General features: G+C 70.2%; 11 protein-coding genes. 5 read left to right on the plus strand and 6 right to left on the minus strand.

Annotated features, from left to right (window positions below):
* Nucleotides 1–217: 217 nt before the first annotated feature.
* Nucleotides 218–706: a hypothetical protein gene (locus tag ACFWYS_RS46235; protein WP_384783058.1), complete on the plus strand. Its 489-nt coding sequence runs from the start codon at nt 218–220 to the stop codon at nt 704–706.
* Between the two features lie 392 nt (nt 707–1,098).
* On the opposite strand, the gene ACFWYS_RS46240 is transcribed toward ACFWYS_RS46235, so the two are convergent.
* The 6 genes from ACFWYS_RS46240 to ACFWYS_RS46265 form a co-directional block, all read right to left on the minus strand.
* Complete coding sequence (locus tag ACFWYS_RS46240; RefSeq protein ID WP_384783061.1) at nt 1,099–1,500, minus strand: DNA-binding protein; 402 nt, start codon at nt 1,498–1,500, stop codon at nt 1,099–1,101.
* On the minus strand, nt 1,497–1,745 hold the full coding sequence (locus ACFWYS_RS46245; RefSeq protein ID WP_141307911.1) for a hypothetical protein: 249 nt from the start codon (nt 1,743–1,745) through the stop codon (nt 1,497–1,499). Before ACFWYS_RS46245 ends, ACFWYS_RS46240 begins: the two co-directional genes overlap by 4 nt.
* A 104-nt stretch (nt 1,746–1,849) precedes the next feature.
* Entirely contained in the window at nt 1,850–2,257 is a 408-nt protein-coding gene (gene msrB, locus ACFWYS_RS46250) for a peptide-methionine (R)-S-oxide reductase MsrB (protein WP_384783064.1), read from the minus strand.
* 13 nt (nt 2,258–2,270) lie between these two features.
* Nucleotides 2,271–3,659 carry a UDP-N-acetylmuramate--L-alanine ligase gene (murC, locus tag ACFWYS_RS46255; RefSeq protein ID WP_384783067.1) on the minus strand — a complete coding sequence of 463 codons (1,389 nt, stop codon included), beginning with the start codon at nt 3,657–3,659 and terminating at the stop codon, nt 2,271–2,273.
* A 201-nt stretch (nt 3,660–3,860) separates the two neighbouring features.
* The gene (locus tag ACFWYS_RS46260; RefSeq protein WP_384783070.1) at nt 3,861–4,334 is read right to left on the minus strand and encodes an indole-3-glycerol phosphate synthase; all 474 of its coding nucleotides are present in this window, start codon (nt 4,332–4,334) and stop codon (nt 3,861–3,863) included.
* 145 nt (nt 4,335–4,479) lie between these two features.
* A complete protein-coding gene (locus ACFWYS_RS46265; protein WP_384783073.1) occupies nt 4,480–5,382 on the minus strand; it encodes a pyrimidine reductase family protein in 903 nt (300 codons plus the stop codon).
* A gap of 37 nt (nt 5,383–5,419) precedes the next feature.
* On the opposite strand from ACFWYS_RS46265, the gene zapE reads away from it, so the two are divergent.
* The 4 genes from zapE to ACFWYS_RS46285 all read left to right on the plus strand — a co-directional run.
* Entirely contained in the window at nt 5,420–6,532 is a 1,113-nt protein-coding gene (zapE, locus tag ACFWYS_RS46270) for a cell division protein ZapE (RefSeq protein ID WP_384783076.1), read from the plus strand.
* A gap of 193 nt (nt 6,533–6,725) precedes the next feature.
* On the plus strand, nt 6,726–7,130 hold the full coding sequence (locus ACFWYS_RS46275; protein WP_384783079.1) for a hypothetical protein: 405 nt from the start codon (nt 6,726–6,728) through the stop codon (nt 7,128–7,130).
* Between the two features lie 78 nt (nt 7,131–7,208).
* Complete coding sequence (locus ACFWYS_RS46280) at nt 7,209–7,787, plus strand: carbonic anhydrase (RefSeq protein WP_384783082.1); 579 nt, start codon at nt 7,209–7,211, stop codon at nt 7,785–7,787.
* Nucleotides 7,788–7,792: 5 nt separating this feature from the next.
* The coding region (locus tag ACFWYS_RS46285; protein ID WP_384783085.1) for a SulP family inorganic anion transporter at nt 7,793–8,303 on the plus strand (511 nt) is incomplete at its 3' end.

Consider the following 8,303-nt stretch of genomic DNA (forward strand, 5'->3'; position numbering starts at 1 on the left):
ACTACCCGCTGGGCGGGGGGGCGTCCCCGGGGGGGGCGCGTTTCACAACCACCCACCTCACCCCCCCCCCGGGGGGGGGGGTGGGGGGGGCGCCCCCCCCCCCCCCCCCGGCCCCGTACCTACGGTGGATACATGCGTACACGTCAATTCCTGCCGGTCTACGTCGCAACGATCGCTCTGCTCGCCGGCTGTGCCGAAGCGAAGGACGAGCCGAACGGTGCAGCGGACCGGTCGTCCCCCCCGGCCCTCGGCATCCGCGGGCCAGCAGAGCAAGCCGCCGGGTGACGGCAGCCGGTCCTGGGAGCCGGACGACGCGATGCAGCGGGCGGAGCGGGCCCTGAAAGCGGCCTCCGACAGCGACGCGCGTCCGGAACTCGTCGACACCGCGAGCGCGTTCATCGCGAGCGGCATGGACAAGAAGCTCAAGACGCCCGGCGACCGGCCGTACGTTCTCAGCATCACCTGTGACACGGACGGGATCGGGGAACTCACCCTCACCCTGTCGCGAGGCGATCAGGAGCAGGCGTACGGGATCGAGTGTGGGGACCGGGAAGCCGACCAGTTCAACATCCCCGCGGGGGCGCCGTTCACCGCACGGATCGACCCGGTCAAGGACGGCACCGGCCTGATCCTGTGGCGCCTGGACACCATCGCCCGGGACGCGGTGGAGGGGTGTGACGACGACATCTACGGTTGTGAGGGCTGAGCGGTGGGCGTTCTTCGAGCAACGGTGTCGGAGCCGCCTGTGTTCTGTGCGGCCACGATCCGCACCGGCGAGGCGGAAGCTCCTGGTAGACGGGTTCTCGACCAAGATCACCCGTACTGCCAGGACCTCCCCGTGTGCTCGTGTACCCGTCGTCGATCGACCTGTACAGCCGTTCCCTGCGCTACCTGACCAGCCAACTCGCCATCCGGAGGCGGGAGGTCGGAAAGTAGCCCGTGACAAGGGGTGGTTCACCGACTGATCCGCTGTCGACACCCCGGCCCCGACTCGGTCACACCCGGCAGCAGGCCGTCTCCACATGGATTGGGCCATGCCGAAGAACTCGAAACTGTCGACCGCCCCGGCCAGGTCAGTCGACAGGTGCAGTTGCCCGCTCAGATGCCAATGAGCCGGACGCGATCGCCGCACAAGCGGGCCATGTCGTCGACATCGGAGGTCAGCATGGCCACCGGGCCCGGCTGGCGCAGTGCCACCTCGGCCACGGTCGCATCAATCGCGTACTTGTGGCCGCGCAAACCCGCGGCCCTGAGTAGTTCCGCGGATGCTTTCGCCGCGCCCTCGGTTACCGGCTCGACCTTGACGCGTGACAGTGCCCACCGCAGACGAGGCATGTTCACCCGCCCGTGGCTGACTTCCACGATGGTGTTGGCTCCGATGACGAGATCGGCACCCATGGCATGGAACACCTGGAACATCGCGAGGATCTTGCGGTCCTGTGCGATCCAGGCGGAAAGCCCCTCGGAGTCCAGGACGACCGTCTCGACATGCTCGTTCACGCCGCGCTCGCCGACCCGCCCGTATCAGTCGTCCCGAAGATCCTGGAGCGCGCCTCCGCCAGCTCCTCCTCGGTGAATGCCCCGTGTTCCTCCTGGTGGCGCTGAAGATCGGCACCGAGCAGTTGGTGCCGCAACTGACGCGCCACCGCCTCGGCGACATAGCCGGAGACGTTGTCGGTGAGCTTCCTGAGTTCGGCGACCTGCTCGGTCGGCAGCGTCACCGTGATACGTGTCGTGTCCGCCATGGCCCGAGCATACTGCGATATGCGCCTCATGGTCGTTTCAGAGGGACGCGGATCAAGCCACCGCTTGCCACGCCCTCATCAGCACCACCTTGCGACCGCTCCGGTCAGCCCTCCTCAGGGATCAAGCGCAAAGAGATCGAGTTGATGCAGTACCGCTGATCGGTCGGCGTGGCATACCCCTCGCCCGCGAAGACATGCCCGAGGTGCGACCCGCACCGGGCACACCGCACCTCGGTGCGGAGCATTCCGTGCGAGCGGTCCTCGATCAGCTCCACCGCGTCGGTGTCCTTCGGGTCGTAGAAGGACGGCCAGCCGCAGTGGGACTCGAACTTGGTGGTGGAGGTGAACAGTTCGGCGCCGCAGGCGCGGCAGGAGTAGACGCCGTTCGTCTTGGTGTTGGTGTACTCACCGGTGAAGGCGGGCTCCGTGCCTGCCTCGCGGAGGACGGCGTACTCGGCCGGGCTCAGCTCCGCGCGCCACTCCTCGTCCGGCTTTTCGACGTCGTACGACATGGGTCCTTGTCCCTCACTTCGCCAGGCGGTCCAGGATGAGCGGGCCGAGGTCGGTGACATCGCCCGCGCCCATGGTGAGAACGAGATCACCGGGCTTCGCCATTCCCGCGATGAGCGCGGGCACCTCGCTCTTGTCGTGCACCGCCGTCACCTCGGCGCCCGCCGCCCGGGCCGCCTCGATGACCAGGGCGCTGGTGATGCCGGGGATCGGGTCCTCGCGGGCCGGGTAGATGTCCAGGACCAGCGAGGAGTCCGCGAGGGCGAGGGCGTCGCCCATCTCCTTGCCCAGCTCCTGGGTACGGGAGAACAGGTGCGGCTGGTACGCCACCAGGATCCGGGCGTCCCCGGCGGCGGCACGCATCGCCTCCAGGTCGGCGACCATCTCGGTCGGGTGGTGGGCGTAGGAGTCGATGACCTGGACGCCCGCGGCCTCGCCCTTCAGCTGGAGCCGCCGCTTCACACCGGTGTAGGCCGCGATCGCCGGGGCCAGCTCGGCGGCGGGGACACCCAGCGCCGCGCCGGCGGCCAGGGCGGCGACCGCGTTGAGCGCGTAGTGACGGCCCGGGACGGAGACGGCGAAGGTGAGCTCCTGGCCGTCCAGCAGGACGGTGACCTGGGACTTCAGCCCCTGCGCCTGCACGGACAGCACCCGTACGTCGGCGTCCTCCGCCTCGCCGTACGTCACCGTCCGCACGGTCCCGGACACCCGTCGGGTCAGCTCCCGCGCCCCGTCCTGGTCGGCCGAGATCACCAGCGTGCCGCCCTCGGTGATGCGGTCGGCGAACGTCACGAAGGACTCGTAGATCTCGTCCATCGAGGCGTAGTTGGCGTGGTGGTCGAGCTCGACGTTCAGGACGATCGCGACGTCGGGCGTGTACTTGTGGAAGCTGCGGTCCGATTCGTCCGCCTCGGCGACGAAGATGTCACCGTCGCCGTGCAGGGCGTTCGAGCCGGGGGCGTCCAGGTCGCCGCCGATGGCGTACGACGGCTTCAGGCCCAGCTCGGACAGGGAGACCGCCAGCATCGACGTCGTGGTCGTCTTGCCGTGCGTACCGGCGACGGCGATCGGACGCAGCCCGTCCATCAGCGCGGCCAGCGCGTCGGAGCGGTGCACCACCGGGATGCCCAGCTCGGCGGCGCGGGCCAGCTCGGGGTTGTCCTGGCGGATCGCCGACGACACCACGACACAGCTGGCGTCGTCGGCGAGGTGCTCCGCGGCGTGCCCGATGTGCACGGTCGCGCCCAGCGCCCGCAGCGCCTCGGCGGTCGCCGACTCCCTGGCGTCACTGCCGGCCACCTCGGCCCCACGCTGCGCGAGAATCTTCGCGATCCCCGACATCCCGGCGCCGCCGATGCCGATGAAGTGCGGTCGGTCCATGGCGGTGGGAATGCCGGGTGCCATGCGTGTTCTCCCCAGAGTGCGGTGCGTGCGATACGACGATGAGGCCCCAGCCTATTGGGTACGTCCGAAGGCGTTGAGCAATGGGCGCCGGGCACTGTGCCGACTCAGGGGCGCGGGGAACTGCGCGATCGGCCCCCACGATGCCGCGGCCGACGAACCCGCCCGGCCCCTACGGCGCCACGGCTCAGCCCAGCGGCAGCGCTACGCCTTGCTGTGCGAGAACAGCTTCAGCACCGGCACCCCCACCTTGTGCCGGGCCCTCGACGCCCAGTCCCGGTGGAAGAACTCCTCCACGTAGTGGGGATCGGTCAGCACGATCACCTCGTCCGCACCGACCTCGCCCACCACGGCCCTGAGCGCGTCCAGGGGATGATCCTCCAGCAGCCGCCCCTCGGCCGCCGCCCCGGCCGTGCGCAGGGCCGTGAGCGACACCTCCAGCGCCCTGTCCCCCGTACTCAGCGCCTCCTCCCCCTCCGGGGTCTTCCCCTCCCGGACCGCCTCGTCCAGCTCGCCGAGGGCGATGTCGTCGATGGCGCGCAACAGCCTGTCGGCCTGCTCACCGCGCGGCTGGAGCAGCACATGGAAGGCGACCTGCTCGTCCCCGTGCAAGGTGGTGACGAACTCCACGTCGGCGGACGTCAGGGCCTTCTCGATCATCAAAACGCTTGTGAACACCGGGCGCCCCTTCTGCGGAAACCATCCTGCCCCGTGCTCGCACGGGGACTGCGAGTTTTAGTGTGCCCGGCGGAAGCTAAACGGAACGGTGTATTCCGCCGTTTTCAGGACTACGGCGTCGGTAGTACCCATGTGCGTACCAACCTCACGTCCGCCGGTACCTGCCGAACAGGAATCCGTCCTCCTCCAGCAGGGATACCAGCCCGAACCGTTTCGGGACCGCCACCGAGGGCCCCCCGGCGATGCGCTGCGCGTCACCGGCGGTGAGCATCGGGGAGATCGTCAGACAGAGCTCGTCGAGCACCCCGGCGGCCACCAGCTGTCCGAGCAGCCGTGGCCCGCCCTCGGTCAGCAGCCGGGTGTGGCCGAGCTCGGCGAGGGCCTGGACGGCACGGACGGGGTCCACGCCGACGCCGTCACCGGCGACCACCACGCTCGCCCCCGCCTTCTCCGCGGCGGCGATCCGGTCCGGGGCGGCGGCGGCGCCCGTGAGGACCAGGGTGGGCACGGCGGGCGAGGTGAACAGCGGCAGGCCGTAGTCCAGGTCCAGGCTCGCGCTGACCACCGCGATGGCCGGCGCGGGCTCCTGTCCGGCGGCCTTACGGGCCCCGGCGAACTCGGCACGCGCGCGTGCCGGACGGTACCCCTCCTGACGTACCGTTTCGGCACCGACGATCACGACATCCGCCAGCGCCCGCAGCGTGCCGAAGATCCGCATGTCGGCCGTGCTGGAGATGGGCTGGGAACGGCCGTCGTGCTGGGCCGCCCCGTCCAGCGTGGACACCATGTTGGCCCGCAGCCAGGGCTGCCGCCCGCCGGGCCCGGACCGCGGGTAGGCATAGGCGACGGCGAGCTCGGCGAGACTCCACTCCCGGTCGACCAGGTCCGCACCGGGGAAACCGGCCCCGGCGCCCCCACCAGCCGCACCGGCGACTCCGGCGGCACCCGCAACAAGCCCCCCATCGGCAGCTCCACCCCCGCCGCCCCCGGCCGAACCGCCGGGGACCCTCGCTGTTGTTTCGTCGGTCACAGGGAACAGGCGTCGCATGCCAAGGAGTGTGGCACGGCGCTTACCATGGTGAACCGTGTCGTCCTCCACCGCCGCGTCCAAGCCGAGCCCGATAGCCGAAGCGAGCCCGCTCTCGCTCTGCACCCGCGAGCCGCACGTCCCCGCGGACCGGCTGGTCGCCGAGATGGTGCCGCCGCCGCGCTTCGACTCGGTCCGCTTCAGCACGTACATACCGGACCCGAACCAGCCCAGCCAGACCGACGCGGTCCGCGTCCTGGAGGGTTTCGCGGGCGGACTCGGCGGGGCGCACGCCAGCGGCGCCGGGAAGACCGGCAAGCGCGGTTTCCTGGGGTTCGGCAGGTCCAAGGCGCCCAAGGTGCCGACGGGACCCCGCGGCGTCTACCTCGACGGCGGCTACGGCGTCGGCAAGACCCATCTCCTCGCCTCCCTCTGGCACGCCACCCCGGCCGAGCCGTCGCTCAAGGCGTTCGGCACCTTCGTGGAGCTGACCAACCTCGTCGGCGCCCTCGGCTTCCAGCAGACGGTGCAGACCCTCTCCGGCCACCGGCTGCTGTGCATCGACGAGTTCGAGCTGGACGACCCGGGCGACACCGTCCTCGTCTCCACCCTGCTCGGCAGGCTGGTCGACGCGGGCGTCGCGCTCGCCGCCACCTCCAACACACTGCCCGGCAAGCTCGGCGAGGGCCGCTTCGCGGCGGCCGACTTCCTGCGGGAGATCCAGGGCCTGTCGGCCCACTTCCGCGCGCTGCGCATCGACGGCGAGGACTACCGCCACCGCGGTCTGCCCGAGGCGCCGGCGCCGTACTCGGACGAACAGGTGACGAAGGCGGCGTACGCCACCGAGGGCGCCTCGCTCGACGACTTCCCGCATCTCCTCGACCATCTGGCCCGCGTCCACCCCAGCCGGTACGGCGCGCTGACCGATGACCTGAAGGCCGTGTGCCTCACCGACGTACAGCCGATTCCGGACCAGTCCACGGCCCTGCGGCTCGTCGTGCTCGCCGACCGACTCTATGACCGTGAGGTCCCGGTCCTGGCCTCGGGACTGCCCTTCGACAGGCTCTTCAGCGAGGAGATGCTGAAGGGCGGCTACCGCAAGAAGTACTTCCGCGCCATCTCGCGGCTCACTGCCCTGGCGCGCGACGCGCAGGGTCTCGTCACCGCCTGACGCCCGCTATCCCGTGAACTCCCCCTGGTCAAGGGGGAGTTCCAGTCATGCCACCCGCGCATTTCAGGCTCTCTTCAGCTTGAAACGTTAAGTTAACCCTGCAAACAACTTTGCCGGGCTAATGTGTTTCTTGACCAACGGTTGACCAAGTGTTGGCGCGCGCAAGAGGTGTGGACTTTCCGGAGGGGGGCGCATGTTCCGAGGTACGACGACCAGGACCGTGGTTTCGATCCTCGCCGCCGTCCTGCTCGCCCTCCAGTTCTTCGCACCCACCGCATCCTTCGCACACGCGCACACAGTCAGTCAGGCAAAGGCCAAAGCCCAGCCCGGAATCAAACCCTCCGGGAAGGCGCTGCGCGACGAAACCCTCACCTCCCGCCACTGCGAACCCTCGGGCCATGGGGACCCGACCGGTCCGCTGCGGACTCGTGACCGTCACCGCGTCGCCGACTCAGGGCCCATGGCGCCCTACCGGCCCCTGATCACTCAGGACCCCGCGTCCGCGCACGAACCGGCCACCGCCGGCGCCGCGCACGAGCGCCCGTCGAGACCCGCGGCGGCGCACACCCCGGCCGCTCTTCAGGTCTTTCGCTGCTGAGCAGCAGAGCAAAGCCCCCCACCTCTGTCATGTAAGCCCCGACGCGCCACTGCGGCGCGCCAGGAGGAGTCACCACATATGCAGCCCCTCATCGACAACGCCCGCACGTTCGGACAGCGCCCTGAGGAGTTCGCCAAGCTGGCCGAAGGGCAGTCCCCGCAGGTCCTGTTCATCACCTGCTCCGACTCCCGGGTCGTCCCGGCCCTGATCACCGGCGCCCGCCCCGGGGAGCTCTTCGAGCTCCGCACCGCGGGCAACATCGTCCCGCCGTACGCCTCCGAGCACCCCACCAGCGAGGCGGCCACCATCGAGTACGCCGTGGAGGTCCTCGGCGTCAGCGACATCGTGGTCTGCGGCCACTCCCACTGCGGCGCCGTCGGCGCGCTGGTGCGCGGCGACGACCTCGACGCCGTACCGGCCGTGCGCGACTGGCTCGCGAACGCCACCCCGCGCCCGACGGGCGCCGCCGAGGACCCCGAGGTCGCCGAAGGCGTCCAGGCCCATGTGCTGGCGCAGCTGCTGCGGCTGCGCTCGTACCCGTTCATCGAGCAGAAACTGAAGGAGCGTCAACTGACCCTGCACGGCTGGTACTACGAGGTCCACAAGGGCGCCGTGCAGGCTCACAGCGCCGACACCGACGCGTTCGAGGCGCTGTGATCGGCATGCTGACCAAATACCCTCATCTGCGGCAGGACTTCGCCGCCTCGCTGGTCGTCTTCCTGGTCGCGCTGCCGCTGTGCGTCGGCGTGGCCGTCGCCTCCGGAGTGCCGGCCGAGCTCGGGCTCGTCACCGGCATCGTGGGCGGCATCGTCACCGGGCTGATGCGCGGCAGCAGCCTCCAGGTCTCGGGGCCGGCCGCCGGTCTGACCGTGCTGGTCTTCGAGGCCGTCCAGGAGTTCGGGCTGCCGGTCCTCGGTGTGCTGGTGCTCGCCACCGGTCTGCTCCAGCTCCTCATGGGCGCCCTGAAGCTGGGGCGCTACTTCCGGGCCATCTCGGTCTCCGTCGTCGAGGGCATGCTGGCCGGTATCGGCCTTGTGCTCATCGCCGGACAGCTGTATTCGGTCGCGGGGGGCCCCGCGCCCCCCCCCGGGGGGGCGGAGAATAGCCGGCAGCCCCGCGCGCGCGGCGCGGCCGCGCGCGGTTTAACAAAAAACACAGCCCACCCCACAACAC

Origin of the sequence: Streptomyces sp. NPDC059010, assembly GCF_042740355.1 — a bacterium.
Classification (GTDB): Bacteria; Actinomycetota; Actinomycetes; order Streptomycetales; family Streptomycetaceae; genus Streptomyces.

Coding starts and splice junctions, on each gene's coding strand:
- ACFWYS_RS46265 (WP_384783073.1), bottom strand. CDS start 5,382: ATGCGACGCCTGTTCCCTGTGACCGACGAAACAACAGCGAGGGTCCCC.
- murC (WP_384783067.1), bottom strand. CDS start 3,659: ATGGCACCCGGCATTCCCACCGCCATGGACCGACCGCACTTCATCGGC.
- ACFWYS_RS46275 (WP_384783079.1), top strand. CDS start 6,726: ATGTTCCGAGGTACGACGACCAGGACCGTGGTTTCGATCCTCGCCGCC.
- ACFWYS_RS46245 (WP_141307911.1), bottom strand. CDS start 1,745: ATGGCGGACACGACACGTATCACGGTGACGCTGCCGACCGAGCAGGTC.
- msrB (WP_384783064.1), bottom strand. CDS start 2,257: ATGTCGTACGACGTCGAAAAGCCGGACGAGGAGTGGCGCGCGGAGCTG.
- ACFWYS_RS46280 (WP_384783082.1), top strand. CDS start 7,209: ATGCAGCCCCTCATCGACAACGCCCGCACGTTCGGACAGCGCCCTGAG.